13 protein-coding genes are annotated in these 15322 nt (G+C 68.6%); 3 read left to right on the top strand and 10 right to left on the bottom strand.

The genetic code is table 11. From position 1 onward, the window contains the following. Positions 1-4: 4 nt before the first annotated feature. The gene (locus AC1DFU_RS20245) at positions 5-730 is read right to left on the bottom strand and encodes an arylesterase (protein ID WP_255370755.1); all 726 of its coding nucleotides are present in this window, start codon (positions 728-730) and stop codon (positions 5-7) included. Here AC1DFU_RS20245 and AC1DFU_RS20240 point away from each other — a divergent pair. Then, a complete protein-coding gene (locus tag AC1DFU_RS20240; protein WP_092293087.1) occupies positions 729-1427 on the top strand; it encodes an ABC transporter ATP-binding protein in 699 nt (232 codons plus the stop codon). The genes AC1DFU_RS20245 and AC1DFU_RS20240 overlap by 2 nt on opposite strands. 19 nt (positions 1428-1446) lie before the next feature. On the opposite strand, the gene pgi is transcribed toward AC1DFU_RS20240, so the two are convergent. The 9 genes from pgi to AC1DFU_RS20195 form a co-directional block, all read right to left on the bottom strand. Then, complete coding sequence (pgi, locus tag AC1DFU_RS20235) at positions 1447-3075, bottom strand: glucose-6-phosphate isomerase (protein ID WP_092293088.1); 1629 nt, start codon at positions 3073-3075, stop codon at positions 1447-1449. Between the two features lie 225 nt (positions 3076-3300). Continuing rightward, a complete protein-coding gene (locus AC1DFU_RS20230; protein ID WP_092293090.1) occupies positions 3301-4257 on the bottom strand; it encodes a DMT family transporter in 957 nt (318 codons plus the stop codon). Then, positions 4254-5855, bottom strand: a complete 1602-nt coding sequence (locus AC1DFU_RS20225; protein ID WP_177219890.1) for an NAD(P)H-hydrate dehydratase — start codon at positions 5853-5855, stop codon at positions 4254-4256. Before AC1DFU_RS20225 ends, AC1DFU_RS20230 begins: the two co-directional genes overlap by 4 nt. A gap of 19 nt (positions 5856-5874) precedes the next feature. Further along, complete coding sequence (locus AC1DFU_RS20220) at positions 5875-7167, bottom strand: D-amino acid dehydrogenase (RefSeq protein WP_441591055.1); 1293 nt, start codon at positions 7165-7167, stop codon at positions 5875-5877. Between the two features lie 46 nt (positions 7168-7213). Further along, positions 7214-8524: a TRAP transporter large permease gene (locus AC1DFU_RS20215; protein ID WP_441591054.1), complete on the bottom strand. Its 1311-nt coding sequence runs from the start codon at positions 8522-8524 to the stop codon at positions 7214-7216. Further along, on the bottom strand, positions 8524-9075 hold the full coding sequence (locus tag AC1DFU_RS20210) for a TRAP transporter small permease subunit (protein WP_092293098.1): 552 nt from the start codon (positions 9073-9075) through the stop codon (positions 8524-8526). The genes AC1DFU_RS20215 and AC1DFU_RS20210 overlap by 1 nt, the downstream gene beginning before the upstream one ends. Before the next feature lie 5 nt (positions 9076-9080). Further along, a complete protein-coding gene (locus AC1DFU_RS20205) occupies positions 9081-10052 on the bottom strand; it encodes a TRAP transporter substrate-binding protein (RefSeq protein ID WP_092293100.1) in 972 nt (323 codons plus the stop codon). A 301-nt stretch (positions 10053-10353) separates the two neighbouring features. Next, positions 10354-11754 (bottom strand): heavy metal sensor histidine kinase, encoded by a 1401-nt coding sequence (locus tag AC1DFU_RS20200; protein WP_441591052.1) that lies wholly within the window; start codon positions 11752-11754, stop codon positions 10354-10356. Next, a complete protein-coding gene (locus AC1DFU_RS20195) occupies positions 11751-12437 on the bottom strand; it encodes a heavy metal response regulator transcription factor (protein ID WP_092293104.1) in 687 nt (228 codons plus the stop codon). Before AC1DFU_RS20195 ends, AC1DFU_RS20200 begins: the two co-directional genes overlap by 4 nt. Before the next feature lie 150 nt (positions 12438-12587). On the opposite strand from AC1DFU_RS20195, the gene AC1DFU_RS20190 reads away from it, so the two are divergent. Both AC1DFU_RS20190 and AC1DFU_RS20185 read left to right on the top strand, forming a co-directional pair. Then, positions 12588-14411: a copper resistance system multicopper oxidase gene (locus tag AC1DFU_RS20190; protein WP_441591051.1), complete on the top strand. Its 1824-nt coding sequence runs from the start codon at positions 12588-12590 to the stop codon at positions 14409-14411. After that, positions 14411-15247 carry a copper resistance protein B gene (locus AC1DFU_RS20185; RefSeq protein WP_441591173.1) on the top strand — a complete coding sequence of 279 codons (837 nt, stop codon included), beginning with the start codon at positions 14411-14413 and terminating at the stop codon, positions 15245-15247. Before AC1DFU_RS20190 ends, AC1DFU_RS20185 begins: the two co-directional genes overlap by 1 nt. Positions 15248-15322: the final 75 nt, after the last annotated feature.

Here is a 15322-nt window from a genome sequence, read left to right as displayed (position 1 = left end):
GATCTCAGCGCTTTTTCGCCGGCGCTTTCAGCAGCGGCTGCAACTGCGGCCAGACATTGTCGAGCAGCGTGGCCTGGGCGGCGGAGGTGGGATGAATGCGGTCGTCCTGGAACCACTCGGGCCGGGCGATCACCTTGTCGAGGAAGAACGGCACCAGACTCACGCGGTACTCGCTGGCCAGCTTGCTGTAGAGCGCGAAAAAGCGCTCGGTATAGTCGGGGCCGTAGTTCGGCGGAATCCGCATGCCGACCAGCACCACGCCGGCGCCCGCCTGGCGCGCCGCCGTCAGCATGCCGCGCAGGTTGGTTTCTGTGGATTGCAGGGACAGACCGCGCAGGGCATCGTTGGCGCCAAGCTCCACGACCACCACGGCCGGCTTGTGCCGGGCGAGCAGGTCCGGCAGGCGCGTCTTGCCGCCCGACGTGGTCTCGCCGCTGATGCTGGCATTGACGACGCTATAATCGAGGCGCTCCTTGTGCAGGCGGTCCTGCAGCAGGCTGACCCAGCCGGTGCCGCGCGCGATGCCGTACTCGGCCGACAGGCTGTCGCCAAGCACCAGCACCGCGGGCGCAGCGGTGGCAGCCGGTTTCGCGGCCGTTGGCCTGGCCTGAGTTTGGGCCTGAGCCTGGGCGCCGGCCGGCAGCGCCGCCATCAACATCGCCGCGCCCAGCATCGCACCGCACGCCGCCAGCGCCCTGGGGCGCCAACCGTATCCAATCCTCTCGCTCATGTCCTCTTCCATTCTCGCTGTCGAGTCACTCGGAAAGACCGTTGCCGACACGACAGGTTCGCTGACGATTTTGCACGACGTCTCGTTTTCCGTCACGCCGGGCGAAACGCTGGCCATCGTCGGCGCGTCCGGCTCGGGAAAATCCACGCTGCTGGGGCTGCTGGCGGGCCTGGACCTGCCCAGCACGGGCTCGGTGCGGCTGCACGGCCAGGATCTGTTCACGCTCGATGAAGACCAGCGCGCCGCGCTGCGTGGCCGGCACGTGGGCTTCGTGTTCCAGTCGTTCCAGTTGGTGGGCCACCTGACAGCGCTCGAAAACGTGATGCTGCCGCTCGAGTTGCGCGGCGAGACCGACCGCGTGCGCGAGCGTGCCACGGAAATGCTCGTGCGCGTGGGCCTGGGCAAGCGCCTGACCCACTATCCGCGCACGCTTTCCGGTGGTGAGCAGCAGCGCGTGGCGCTGGCGCGGGCGTTCGTCGCCCGGCCGGACATCCTGTTCGCCGATGAGCCGACCGGCAGCCTCGACACGAGCACCGGCGAGGCCGTGATCGCGCTGATGTTCGAGCTGAACCGCAATGCCGGGTCCACGCTGGTACTGGTCACGCACGACCGCTCCGTGGCGGCGCGCTGCGCCCGCATCCTGACCATCGACGCCGGCCGCGTGGCCAGCGACGAGTGGATGGGCACCGAAGTCTGACGCTCCGGCGGGCGCGGCGTCAGCCGCGCGCCAGCACGGGGCGCGCGCGGGCGATCAGCGCCGCCGTGGACGCATCGTGCGTAGCCTGGGCGCTGCCATTGAGTTCGGCCTCGATCGGGCGCGCAAGGATCTTGCCCAGCTCCACGCCCCACTGGTCGAACGAATTGATATTCCACACCACGCCCTGCACGAACGTGCGGTGCTCGTAGAGCGCGATCAGCGCGCCGAGCACATGCGGCGTCAGGTCTTCCATCAGCAGCGTGTTGCTCGGGCGGTTGCCCTCGAACACCATGTGGGGCAGGCGGTCCTCGTCGGTCATGCCGGCCGCGCGTAGCTCCTCGGCGCTGCGCCCGCGCATCAGCGCCTCGGCCTGCGCGAAGCAGTTGGCCAGCAGCTTGGCATGATGGCCGGGCAGGCTGCGCGGCGGCACCAGCGGTGCCACGAAGTCGACCGGCACGATCTGCGAACCCTGGTGAATCATCTGGAAGTAGGCGTGCTGGCCATTGGTGCCGGCCGTGCCCCAGACCACGGGCGAGGTCTGCACGTGCGCCGGCTGGCCGTCCAGCTGGACCGACTTGCCGTTGCTCTCCATTTCCAGCTGCTGCAGGAACGCCGGGAACAGTTCGAGCGAGGTCGAGTACGGCGCCATGCAGCTGGTCGGCATGCCGAAGAAATTGCGATACCAGATGCCCAGCATCGCCATCACCACGGGCATGTTGCGCGCCAGCGGGGCGGTGCGGAAGTGATCGTCCATGGCGCGCGCGCCGAGCAGCAGGTCGTCGAAGGCATCAAAGCCCACGGCCAGCGCGATCGACAGGCCCACTGAAGACCACAGCGAGAAGCGGCCGCCAATCCAGTCCCAGAATTCGAACATGTTGGCGGGGTCGATGCCAAACTCGGTCACGGCCTCGCGATTGGTGGACACCGCCACGAAATGCCGCGCGAGCTGGTTCTCGGGAACGCCGTTGCGCAGGAACCAGTCGCGCATGCTGCGCGCGTTGGCCATGGTCTCGAGCGTGGTGAACGTCTTGGAACAGACGATGACCAGCGTGCGCGCCGGGTTCAGTCGGACGAGCGTTTCGGCCAGTTCGGTGCCGTCTACGTTGGAGACGAAGTGGATGCGCGGCCCGGTCTGGTCGCCCAGGTGCGCCAGCGCGCGGCAGACCATGCGCGGGCCGAGGTCAGACCCGCCGATGCCGATGTTGACGACATCGGTGATGGTCTGGCCCGTGGAACCGGTCCAGGCGCCGCCGCGTACGCGTTCGGAAAAGTCCTGCATACGGCAGCGCACGTCATGGATGGCCGGCATCACGGAGACGCCATCGACCTTGAACGGCGCATCGGGCAGCGCGCGCAGCGCCACGTGCAGGGCGGCACGGTCTTCGGTGGTGTTGATGTGTTCGCCCGCGAACATGGCGTCCCGGCGCTGCGTCACGCCGGCTTCCTCGGCCAGCTTCATCAGCAGCGCGAAGGTTTCGAACGTGATGCGGTTCTTGGAGTAGTCCAGGTACAGGCCGGCGGCTTCCAGCGAGAAGTCCTCGACCCGCCGGGCGGCTTCGGCTTCGGCAAACCAGTCCTGCATCGGCGTATGGCGGATGGCGTCGTGGTGTTGGCGAAGGGCGGTCCAGGCGTGGAGTTCAGTCGGCATGCGGTGTTCGGTTTGTCTCAGGGGGGCAAACGCCCGGCGTGGCGGGCAGCGGTAGTATATCGCCGGAATTTGGCGGTACATGCGCGGTAACGGACGGATCTTTCCCGTCTTTTGTTCCGATTGCGTCACCAAGGGCGGATGGGCGGACGCACACGCTACCTTAGCAGCCATGGCGTCCGTGTTTTATCGGACATTGTCCGACGTGGTGCGTTCCCCTGCTGCCCCTCAAGTGCGGGGACGGGCGCGTGCCGCGAGCCGGCCCGCCACACGGCGCAGCAACGGCTCGCCGCCGGCCACGCAGACGCCGCCCACGCAGATCACGGCGATGCCGAGCGCGGTGGTCCAGTCCGGCAACTGCCCGAATGCGAAGTACCCGACCACCGTGGCCGAGAAGATCTGCAGGTACAGGAAGGGGCTCAGGAACGAGGCATCGGCGTACTGGAACGCGCGGATCACGAAGTAATGCCCAAGTGACCCGGTGATGCCGGCGGACAGCAGCAGCGCGGCCTGCGCCGGCGTGGGAACCGCCTCGAACCAGAAGAATGGCACGATGAGCGTGGTCAGCACCGCGCCGGTCACGCCGCTCTGGATCAGCGTGGTCATCGGCGCGTCATGGGCGGCGATGTGGCGCGTCAGCATTTGCAGCAGCGCGAACAACATCGCGGACAGCAACCCCAGCCCCACGCCGAGCGTGCTCAGTTCGCCGCCGGGCCGCACCACCACCAGCATGCCGGCGAAGCCGATGGCGACGCCGATCCAGCGCGTCCAGCGCGCGTGCGCCCCCGGGCGCTCACCGAGCAGCCACGGCGATAGCGCCACCACGAACAGCGGCGCGCAGAAGTTGAGGGCGGTGGCCTGCGCCAGCGGCATCAGGCGCAGCACGCTGAAGAACACCAGCGTCGATGCCAGCATCAGCACGCCGCGCAGCCACTGGAGGCGTGGCCGCGAGGGCCGATACTGCAGCCGCCAGCGCGTCGGCCCCAGCAACAGGAAGATGGCCACGACATGGCCGAGATAGCGCACCCAGGCCACCGCGACCACGGGCAGGCCCTGCTGGGTCAGCGTCTTGCCGGTGGCGTCGAGCAGGCTCAGGATCCATTGGCCGAGCACCAGCAGCGCGATGCCGGTCAGCAGGCGACGGCGCGGATCGTCGCCCGTGGTGAGACTGGCGGCCTGGGTCATGCCGTCCGGCCCTGGATCAGCGCATTGAGGATGTCGCGGGCGGGCAGATAGAGTTCGCTGGCAGTCATGCCCGCCGGGCCGGTGCCGCTGGCGACCAACCGGTCGGCGGCGCACCCATGGATCCAGACCGCCGCGCAGGCGGCGTCCTTCGGCGCCATGCCTTGCGCCAGCAGCGCGCCGATCATGCCGGCCAGCACATCGCCCGTGCCGGCCGTGGCCAGCGCGGCGTTGCCGGTCGGATTGATGGCGATGCTGTCCACGCCAGCCGCCGCGATGAGCGTGCCGGAGCCCTTCAGCACGATCGTGGCCTGCCATGCGGCGGCCAGCGCGCGCGCGGCGCCAAGGCGGTCACGCTGGATCTCGGCCACGGTGCAGCCGAGCAGCCGCGCTGCTTCCAGCGGATGCGGCGTCATCACGTGCGGCACGCCGCTGGCGCGCAACGCATCGGCCAGGGTCTTGTCGCCAGACAGCAGGTTCAGCGCATCGGCGTCGAGCACGAGCGGCGGGGGTGGGCTGGCCTTGGCGCAGGTGTCGATCCATTGCCCCAGCAGCTTGCCCGCCGCGCCGCCGGTACCCATGCCCGGCCCGATGACCAGCGCGGACATGGTCTCGACGGCCATGTCGGCCACATCGTGCAGCATCAGTTCGGGGTGGACCGGGTCCATCAACGGCGCCGGCTGGGCGAGGAAGCCCACATGCACGCGCCCCGCGCCCAGATGCAGCGCCGCCCGCGCGCCGAGCAGCGGCGCCCCGGCCATGCCGTGGCTGCCGCCGAGCACCGCCAGCGAGCCAAAGGTGCCCTTGTTCACCGCATGCGGGCGCCCCGGCAGCGCATCGCGGAATGCGCCCGGCAGGTTCACATGGGCGATGGCGGCCTGCGCCGGCGGATAGGGCAGGCCGAGCGGGGCGATGTCGATCTCGCCTGCGCAGTCGCGGCCGTCCAGCGTGAGCAAGCCCGGCTTGGCGGCGATGAAGGTCAGCGTGCGGCGCGCGCGGATGGCCGGTCGGCCCGCGCCGGTATCGGCGGACAGCCCGCTTGGAATGTCCAGCGCGTACACCGGCAGTCCGGCGGCGTTCACATGATCGATCCAGCGCGCCACGTTGCCGTCCGCCGGGCGGTTCAGGCCGATGCCGAGCAGGCCGTCGACCAGGGCAGTGCAGCCCGCCGGCCAGGGCGGCAGGGCAGCGGTGGTGTTGGACGGGTCGGCCGGCACGGCCAGCAGCGGCACGCCGGCCGTGCGGGCCTCGGTCCAGGCACGCGAGGCATCGGGCGGCAGCCGGTCGGTCTCGGCAGTCAGCCAGACTTCGACCTGCCGCCCCGACTGGTGCAGCCGCGTGGCCGCGACCAGCGCATCGCCGCCATTGTTGCCGGCGCCAGCCAGCAGGACGATGCGGCCCTCCGGCACCTGCCGCGCCAGCCAGTCGGCGGCGGCATGGCCGGCGCGCGTCATCAGCGTGAAGGCGGGCAGTGCCGCCAGCGCCGCATGCTCGATCTCGCGGATCGTGGCCACGTCATGAAGCGGCGTGGCGTCGGTGCCGGTGGGGTCGAGCGGCAGCCAGTCAGGCAGTGGGGAAGACGGGGAGGGCGAGGCGGTCATGGTCGGCATCAGGCCAGTATCAAGCGGAGGCCAGGCCGTAGCGCGCAGGGGTGAGGCCGTCCATGTCGATGGCCGGTCCGTCGCCTTGTCCCGCGCTGGCGGCAATCTGGTCCGCCGCGATTTTGCCCGATCCGCAGCCCATCGCCCAGCCCGTGGAGCCATGGCCGAGGTTCAGGAACAGGCCGGGCACGCGCGTGGCGCCGATCAGCGGCGGGCCGTCCGGCAGCATCGGCCGGGCGCCGGCCCACAGCGTGGCCTCGTTGTAGTGGCCCGCCACCGGAAACCAGTCGCGCGCCACCTTGATCAGCGTGTCGAGCGCAGCCGGGCGCGGGTCCAGCCGGCGCGAGCCGAGTTCGGCCGTGCCCGCCACGCGCAGCCGGTTGCCCATGCGCGTGATGGCCACCTTGTACGACTCGTCCATCAGGGCGGCGAGCGGCGCCTGTAGCTCGTCGCGCACCATGACCGTGGCCGAATAGCCCTTCACCGGATAGAGCGGCACGCGCAGCCCCAGCGGGCGCAGCAGCGCGGCACTGCCGACGCCGGCGGCCACCAGCACGCGGTCCGCCTGCAGGGTCTCGGGCGTGGCGCCGCGCGGAGCGGCCAGTTCGACTGTCAGGCCGCCACTGTCAGTGGGGCGCAGCCGGGCCACCTCGGTATCGAGCCGGAATTGCACACCCGCCGCTTCGGCGTGCTGGTGCAGCCGTCGCACGAACATCGGGCAGTTGCCCGATTCATCTTCGGGAAGATGGAGGCCGCCCGCCAGTGCCGTGTCGGCAGCCAGGCCGGGTTCGATCCGCCGGCAGCCGGCGGCATCGACCAACTGATGGGGCACGCGGTTCTCGCGCAGCACGGCCAGCGCCGGCGCGGCGAGGTCGAGGTCCCGCTGGGTGCGGAACAGTTGCAGATAGCCGCGCGACTGCTCGTACTCGATCTCCAGCGCCTCGCGCAGCCCATGCAGGCAGTCGCGGCTGTAGAACGCCAGGCGCTGCATGCGCAGCTTGTTGGCGCGGTAGCGCTCCGGCTGGCACTCGCGCAGCCAGCGGCCGATCCAGCGCCACATGGCCGGATCGGCGCTGGGCCGGAAGACAACGGGGGATTCGCGCTGGAACAGCGTCCGCAGGACCTTGCCCGGCATGCCCGGCGCGGCCCACGGCGTGACGTAGCCCGGCGCGATGACGCCGGCATTGCCGAAGCTGGCCTCCTGCGCCGGCGCGCCGCGCCGCTCGAGCACCGTCACGGAGAAACCGGCCTGGCGCAGGTACCAGGCGGAGCACACGCCGATCACGCCGGCACCGATCACAATCACATGCATCTTGGCGGTTTGTCCCTGTGTCGATGAACCCTCGATGGCGCCGCCGCTACTTCAGCTCCTTCGCCATCACCACGTCCGGCAGCCACGTGACCACGGCCGGCCAGACCGTCACGATGGCGATGGCGAGCACCATCATCATGAAGAATGGCAGCGATACCCGGGCGATGTAGTTACTGTCCTTGCCGGTCATGCTCTGTAGCACGAACAGGTTGAACCCGACCGGCGGCGTGACCTCGGCAATCTCCACCAGCAGTACGATGAAGATGCCGAACCATACCAGATCGAAGCCGGCCTGCTGCACCATCGGCAGTACCGTGGCAGTGGTCAGGGCGATCATCGAGATGCCGTCCAGGGCGGTGCCGAGGACGATGTAGATGATCGTCAGCACGCCGATCAGTGCCCACGGGGACAGGTGCAGCGCCGCCACCCACTCCGCCAGCGCGCGCGGAATGCCCGTGAAGCTCATGGTCACCGAGAGGAACGAGGTGGCGCCCAGCACGAACATGATCATCGCCGTGAGCCGCGTGGCCGACATCAGGCTGTCCCAGAACGCGCGGCGCGTGAGCGACCCGCCCATCCAGGCCAGCGCCAGCGACGCCACCACACCATAGGCCGCGGCCTCGGTGGCGGTGGAGTAGCCGGCCATCATGATCCAGGTGATGAACGCGATCAGCACGATGCACGGCATCAACTGGCGGATGGAAGCCAGCCGCGAGCGCCAGCCGAAGGTCTCGGCGGGCGGCACGCGCTTCGGGTTCATCAGCGCCCAGACCACGATGTAGCCCGAAAACAGCACCATCAGCAGCAGCCCGGGCAGGAAGCCGGCCAGGAACACGCGGATGATCGACACATCGGCAGATACCGCGTACACCACCATGGTGATCGACGGCGGAATCAGGATGCCCAGCGTGCCGGCCGTGGCGAGCGAGCCGAGCGTCATGCGCTCGTCGTAGCCGCGCCGGGTCAACTCGGGCAGCGCCGACTTGGCGATGGTCGCGCAGGTGGCCGCTGACGAGCCCGACACCGACCCGAAGATGCCGCAGCCCAGGATGTTCACGTGCATCAGCCGGCCCGGCAGCCAGTTGAGCCAGGGCGAGAGCCCCGAGAACATCTGCTCGGACAGCTTGGTCCGGAACAGGATCTCGCCCATCCACACGAACAGCGGCAGCGAGGCCAGCGTGTAGGAGGCGCTCGACGACCACCACGCGTTGGCGAGGTTGACCAGCGCATCGTGGTCCGAGAACACCACCAGCCCCACCCACGAGGTGACCGCGATGGCCACCGGAATCCACGTCCCCACCGCCAGGAAGACCACCAGCACGACCAGCAGGATCAATGCGACGACAACGGTACTCATCAGATCGTCTCCCCGAAGTCGCCCGACGCCAGCTTGGCCTCCTGCGCCAGCTGGTAGCGCGGCTTCAGGCGCCGCACCACGCGCAGCCATTCGTCGGCCACGGCGAGCAGGAAGCCCACCGCGCCGATCACGGCGAAGCTCTGCGGAATCCAGAGCGGAATCACGATCTGCCCCTGCGACACATCGCCAATATCCCAGCTCTGCCAGGCGAAGGTGCCCAGCGCCCAGGACGCGTAGCCGGCGAACAGCAGGCAGATGGAGAGCGAGAGCAGCTCCAGCATCCAGCGGCGGCGCGGCCCCACGGCCTCGAGCAGCATCTCCACGCGCACGATGCCGCCGTGCTGGAAGGTCTGTCCGAGGACGAGGAAGGCCGAGGCGGCGCACAGCCAGGCGACGATGTCGTCGCCGCCCTTGAGCGTGATGGTGGTCTCGCGCGAGATCGACATGGCGATCATGACGATGCACACCGCAAGGATGCAGAGCGCGCCCAGCACGGCGCAGAAGTCCAGCCAGCGATCCAGCCAGCGCTTGTCAGGCAACGGAGTGGTCATGGGGGTTACTTCTTGTAGGCGCCGAGGATGGCCTTGCCGTCGTCGCCGGCGCTCTTGGCCCATTCGTCGACCATGACCTGGCCAACCTTCTGCATATCGCTCTTCAGCTGGGGCGAGGGCGGTGCCACGGTCATGCCGTTCTTCGCCAGCGTGGCCAGGTAGTCGCGCGTCTTCTGCTCGGAAACCTGCCAGCCGCGCTTCTCGGCATCGGCCACGGCCTTGAGCAGGGCGTCCTGCGTGGGCTTGTCCAGCGCGGCGAAGGCCTTCTTGCTGACCACCAGCATGTTCTTGGGCAGCCAGGCGTCCACGGTGTAGAAGTACTTGACCGATTCCCAGACCTTGGTGTCCACGCCGGTGGCGCCGGAGGACATGAACGAGTTGACCGTGCCGGTGGCGAGTGCCTGGGCGAGGTCGGCCGCCTGGATCGTCACGGGCTGGGCGCTGACCAGTTCGGCGATCTTCGACGTGGCCGGGTTATAGGCGCGCCATTTCAGGCCCTTCATGTCGGCGGCGCTGTTGATCGGCTTGTTCGCGTAGATGCCCTGCGGCGGCCAGGCCACGGCGTAGAGCAACTTCATGCCCTGGCGGTCCAGCACCTTCTCGGTCACCGGCTTGGAGGCTTGCCAGAGCTGGAAGGCATCGGCGTAGCTGGTGGCCAGGAATGGCACGGCATCCACGCCGAAGACCGGGTTCTCGTTGGCCAGCGTGGACATCAGGATCTCGCCCATCTGCACCTGGCCGGTCTGCACGCCGCGCTTGATTTCGTTGGCCTTGAGCAGCGAGCCATTGGGATGGAGCAGGATCTTGAGCTTGCCGCCGGTGGCCTTTTCCACGTCGTTGGCCATCTGCTGCAGGTTCTCGGTGTGCAGGTTGGTGGCCGGATAGCCGGTGGGCAGGTCCCACTTGGTGTCCGCCCATGCTGCCGTGCTGCCAAGCAGCAGGGCTGCCGCCGCAACTGCCATTGCCTTGACTCGCATCTCGATCTCTCCTGGTGTTGCGCGTGGGCGCCTGCCCGACTGCGCGGGTTGGAACTACCGGGCGCGCGTCAGATATCAGGCAATACAGGGTTCGATTGTCTGAGACATGACGTACGCCGCGATCACGCGCGCGGCTTCTGGCTCGGTCGCCGCGCGGTGAGCATTGCACGATGGCTTCGAATGCAAGGGCCGTGCCCAGTGGCTGCGCACCGGGCATGGCTTCGGGAATCCACAGGGTAGCAAGAAGCGCCCGGCGCCGACAGATAGGGTTCGTCTGGATGTGGCGGGCGCGCCGCGCGGGTCAGGACGCGGCCGGCTCGCGGGCGGGCGGGGGGAATTGCATCGCGAAACGGGTGGTGCCAGGCGCGGAGCGCACCGAGATGCTGCCGCCGTGCGCGGCGACGATGGCGCGGGTGATCGACAGCCCCAGGCCCACCGTCTCGGACTCCGGCCGGGCGCGCGACTTGTCGCCCCGGAAGAAGCGGTCGAACAAAGAGGGCAGCAGGTCCGGCGCGATGCCGGGGCCGTCGTTCTCCACGGCGACTTCCACCTCGCCCGCCTGCCGGGTGACGGTGACCGTAACGCTGCCGCGCTCGGGGGTGTAGCGCAGCGCGTTCGACAGCAGGTTGCTGAGCGCGCGCCGCAGCATCAGGCGGTCGCCGTCGATGCGCGCATCGCCCACCAGCCGCAGGGCGATGCCCTTGTCCTCGGCCAGCGCCTCGTAGAACTCGAACAGGGCCAGCACCTCGGTGCCGATCGAGATCGACTCCTTGTGGGGGAGGTCGAGCCCATGCTCCATCTTGGCCAGGTAGAGCATGTCGGAGACCATGCGCGACAGGCGCTGCAGTTCTTCGACGTTCGAGGCCAGCACGTCGCGGTAGCGGGCCGCGTCGCGCGGCTGCGAGAGCGCCACCTGGGTCTGCGTCATCAGGTTGGTCAGCGGCGTGCGCAGTTCGTGGGCGAGGTCCGACGAGAATTCGGACAGCCGGCGGAAGTCGTCCTGCAGGCGCGCCAGCATCGCGTTCAGGTCGGCGGCCAGGGCGGCCATCTCGACCGGCACGGCCTCCACGGGCATGCGCTGGTCGAGCTTGTCGCCGGTCACGGCCTTGGCGCGCGAGGCCATCGCACGCAGCGGCGACAGTCCGCGCCGCGCCGCCCACCAGCCGAACAGGCCGCTCGCCAGCACCGCCAGCGCCACGTAGAGCACCAGCGAGCGGCGGAACGCGCGCAGGAAATGCTCGTGGATGTCGGTGTCCATCGCCAGGATCACGCCGATGGGCCGGGCGGCATCGCCCGCCGGCACCGCCGCGCGCAGGCCCCGGTAGCGCTTGCCGGCCTGCTGCCAGGCGAGGCGATCTTCGCCTTCTTCGTGGACCGGCCGGGCGGCCAGCGCTGCCGTGAAGTCAAAATCCGGGGTGGCGTAGCGGGTGCGGCCATCGGGCTCGCGGAGGTGGATCAGCACGCCGGCGTGGTGCGCGTAGGGGTCGCCGGCATGGCCCGCATGAAGTGCTTGGGGCGAAGCGCCCGCCGCCAGCGATTTTTCGATGACGCGGAGGTTATCCCGCAGCAGCGCGTAGTCCTCATCGGCGAAATGGCTGTCCATGGCCGAGAGGATCAGCCCGGCCAGCCCGAGCAGCACCACCGCCGACGACAGCGAGAACAGCACTGTCAGCCGCGTGGTGAGCGAGTATCGGCGCCTCACGCCTCGTCCTCCGGCACCTCGAGCACGTAGCCCATGCCGCGCACGGTCTGGATCAGCTTGGGTTCGAAGTCATCGTCGATCTTGGCGCGCAGCCGGCGGATGGCCACGTCGATCACGTTGCTGTCGCTGTCGAAATTCATGTCCCAGACCTGCGAGGCGATCAGCGAGCGCGGCAGCACCTCGCCGCGCCGGCGGGCCAGCAGTTCCAGCAGGGCGAATTCCTTGCCGGTCAGCACGATGCGGCGGCCGGCGCGCGTGGCCCGGCGGCGGGCGAGGTCGAGCACAAGGTCGCCGATCTCGATGCGGTCCAGCTGCACGATGGCGGTGCCGCGCCGGAGCAGGGTCCGGACCCGGGCCAGCAACTCGGAAAAGGCAAAGGGTTTGACGAGGTAGTCGTCGGCGCCCAGTTCCAGCCCCTTGACCCGGTCGGCCACGCTGTCGCGGGCGGTCAGGAACAACACGGGCACGGGGTTGCCGGCCCCGCGCAGGGTCTGGAGGACGCGCCAGCCGTCCATGCCGGGCAGCATCACGTCGAGGATCAGCAGGTCGTAGGCCTCGGTCATCGCCAGGTGCCCGCCGTCCTGACCGTTGACGGCCAGATCCACGACGAAGCCGGCCTCGGTCAGGCCCTGCCTCAGGTATTCCCCGGTTTTCGGCTCGTCTTCCACCACCAGCAGCTTCATGCCCACTCCCATCCGTGCGAGGCAACAGTGTATGTCGCTCCCTCAACATGACAAGAAGATTACCGGAATGTAATGTTCGGGTCATTTGTCGGTTACTGCGAAGTCACTAAGCTGGCTGCGCCTATATAAGAGACACCAAGGATTCATTGCATGCGACCCATATCTCCGGCGGGGCTGTTGCTGTCATCGCCGCGCGGCCTGACAAGGCGTCGATTCGTTCAGGGCCTGGCGGCAGGCGGCGTGCTGGGGGCGGTTGGCGCCGTGCCGGCATGGGCGCAGGCGTCCACCGGCCCGGCCCGCGCCGGCAGCGGCACCGCGCCGGTGCTGCGCGGCACCGAGTTCGATCTCGTCATCCAGGACGCGGTGGTGGACTTCACCGGCCGGAAAACCATCGCCCCGACCATCAACGGCATGCTGCCCGGCCCCACGCTGCGCTGGCGCAAGGGCGATACGGTGACGATCCGCGTGACCAATCGGCTGAACGAGCCCACGTCGCTCCATTGGCACGGCATCCTGCTGCCGTACCAGATGGACGGTGTGCCCGGGATCAGCTTCCCGGGCATCGCGCCCGGCGAGACGTTCACCTACCGCTTCAAGGTGGCGCAGAGCGGCAGCTACTGGTACCACTCGCATTCCGGCTTCCAGGAGATGACCGGCGTCTACGGCGCGATTGTGATCGATGGCGATGACGACACGATCCGCGCGGATCGCGACTATTCGGTGCTGCTGTCCGACTGGACGGAAGAAGACCCGATGCGCATCCTGTCCAAGCTCAAGACCCAGAGCGACTACTACAACTACAACCGGCCCACGGTGGGCGACTTCTTCCGCGATGTGTCGCAGGACGGCCTGGGCGCCGCGCTGGAGAAGCGCAAGATGTGGAACCAGATGCGGATGAATCCGACGGATCTGGCCGATCTCTCGGGCGCCACGCTGACCTACCTGATGAACGGCGTCACGCCGGCCGGCAACTGGACCGGCCTGTTCCGCGCTGGCGAGACGGTGCGGCTGCGCTTTATCAACGGCGCCGGCAATACGTTCTACGACGTGCGGATTCCGGGGCTGAAGCTCAAGGTGGTCCAGGTGGACGGGCAGGGCATCGACCCGGTTTCCGTGGACGAATTCCGATTCGGCCCCGGCGAGACCTGCGACGTGCTGGTGACGCCGACCGACGACGCCCACACGGTCTTCGCCCAGTCGATGGACCGGAGCGGCTACGCGCGCGGCACGCTGGCCGTGCGGGATGGGATCAAGGCGCCCGTGCCGCCGCTGGACCAGCCCGAGTGGCTCACCCCGGTCGACATGATGGGCAGCATGGACCATGGAGCGATGGACCATGGGGCGATGGATCACGGCGCGATGGATCACGCTGCGATGGGGCACATGGACCACGGCGCCATGGATCACAGCCAGCACGGCATGGCCGCGCCGGACCGGCTCCGGGTGCCCAGCACCAAGGCGCGCCACGCGCGCACCGAATACGGCCCGAGCACCGACATGCGCGTCGACATGGCCCGCACCAACCTCGACGACCCCGGCATTGGCCTGCGCAACAACGGGCGGCGCGTGCTGACCCTCTCGGACATGTATACGATCGGCGGCCCGATGGACCAGCGCGGCCCGGGGCGTGAAGTCGAACTGCACCTGACCGGCAATATGGAACGCTACACGTGGTCATTCGATGGGGTCGAGTTCGGCAAATCGACGCCGGTGCGCTTCCGCCACGGCGAGCGGCTGCGCGTGATCCTCCACAACGACACGATGATGACCCACCCGATGCACCTGCACGGCCTGTGGAGCGAGCTTGAGGCGCCGGACGGCTCCTTCCAGGCGCGGCGGCACACCATCCCGGTTCAGCCCGCGCAGCGCATCAGCTTCCTCGTCACCGCCGACGCGCTCGGCCGCTGGGCCTGGCATTGCCACCTGATGATGCATATGGACGCCGGCATGTTCCGCGAAGTGGTGGTGGCATGATGACGCTGCAATTTCGGAAAAGAATGATTGTCGCCGCGCTGTTTTCCGGGCTGGGCACGACCGCTGCGCTGGCCCAGCACGATGCGATGCAGGGTGGCAGCGCGCCCGCCGATGCGCGCGACCCGCACGCGTATTCGGATGGTTACCAGCTGGGCGTCGGCCAGTACGCACTGGGCGGCCATCGGTCCTTGCACATGATGGATGAGCACCCCTTCGGCTCGGTGCTGATCGATCGGCTCGAATGGGCGCACGGCAACGGCAACAATGCCGCCGCCTACGAGGCCCAAGCGTGGTTCGGCGGTACCTACAATCGGCTCGTGATCAAGGCCGAAGGGGAGGCCGCGCAGGGCAGGGTGCACGATGCGCGCACGGAATTGCTCTGGGGCCACGCGGTGGGCTCGTACTGGGACACCCAACTCGGCTTCCGGAACGATGTCGGCCATGGCCGGCCGGCCCGGAACTGGCTGGCGATGGGCATCCAGGGGCTGGCGCCGTACTGGTTCGAGCTGGACGCGACGGCCTATGTCGGCACAGAAGGGCGCACCGCGCTGCGCCTGGCGGCGGAATATGAGCTGCTGCTGACGCAGCGGTGGATCCTCCAGCCGCGTATCGAGGCCAATCTGTACGGGAAGAACGATCCGGAGACGGGCGTCGGCAGCGGGCTGTCGAGCGGGACGGTCGGCATCCGGCTGCGCTACGAGATCAGCCGGCAGTTCGCACCCTATGTCGGCGTGGAGCGCTACCAGTCGTTTGGCAATACCGCCGACCTGGTCCGCACGGCCGGTGGCCGCAGTGGCGAGACCCGCTTCGTGGCCGGCGTTCGCGCCTGGTTCTGAGCCGGATTTTTGACTCAGGCCGACTTCACCTCGATAATTCGTCAACAATCTGTCGTGATTCGACGAATTTTATTC

It is taken from the genome of Cupriavidus sp. 10L45, assembly GCF_056395225.1.
This window is presented reverse-complemented; position numbering and strand designations above follow the sequence as displayed.

Coding starts and splice junctions, on each gene's coding strand:
- AC1DFU_RS20185 (WP_441591173.1), top strand. CDS start 14,411: ATGACGCTGCAATTTCGGAAAAGAATGATTGTCGCCGCGCTGTTTTCC.
- AC1DFU_RS20210 (WP_092293098.1), bottom strand. CDS start 9,075: ATGACCACTCCGTTGCCTGACAAGCGCTGGCTGGATCGCTGGCTGGAC.
- AC1DFU_RS20230 (WP_092293090.1), bottom strand. CDS start 4,257: ATGACCCAGGCCGCCAGTCTCACCACGGGCGACGATCCGCGCCGTCGC.
- AC1DFU_RS20240 (WP_092293087.1), top strand. CDS start 729: ATGTCCTCTTCCATTCTCGCTGTCGAGTCACTCGGAAAGACCGTTGCC.
- AC1DFU_RS20190 (WP_441591051.1), top strand. CDS start 12,588: ATGCGACCCATATCTCCGGCGGGGCTGTTGCTGTCATCGCCGCGCGGC.
- AC1DFU_RS20215 (WP_441591054.1), bottom strand. CDS start 8,524: ATGAGTACCGTTGTCGTCGCATTGATCCTGCTGGTCGTGCTGGTGGTC.
- AC1DFU_RS20220 (WP_441591055.1), bottom strand. CDS start 7,167: ATGCATGTGATTGTGATCGGTGCCGGCGTGATCGGCGTGTGCTCCGCC.
- AC1DFU_RS20245 (WP_255370755.1), bottom strand. CDS start 730: ATGAGCGAGAGGATTGGATACGGTTGGCGCCCCAGGGCGCTGGCGGCG.
- AC1DFU_RS20205 (WP_092293100.1), bottom strand. CDS start 10,052: ATGCGAGTCAAGGCAATGGCAGTTGCGGCGGCAGCCCTGCTGCTTGGC.
- AC1DFU_RS20225 (WP_177219890.1), bottom strand. CDS start 5,855: ATGACCGCCTCGCCCTCCCCGTCTTCCCCACTGCCTGACTGGCTGCCG.
- AC1DFU_RS20195 (WP_092293104.1), bottom strand. CDS start 12,437: ATGAAGCTGCTGGTGGTGGAAGACGAGCCGAAAACCGGGGAATACCTG.
- pgi (WP_092293088.1), bottom strand. CDS start 3,075: ATGCCGACTGAACTCCACGCCTGGACCGCCCTTCGCCAACACCACGAC.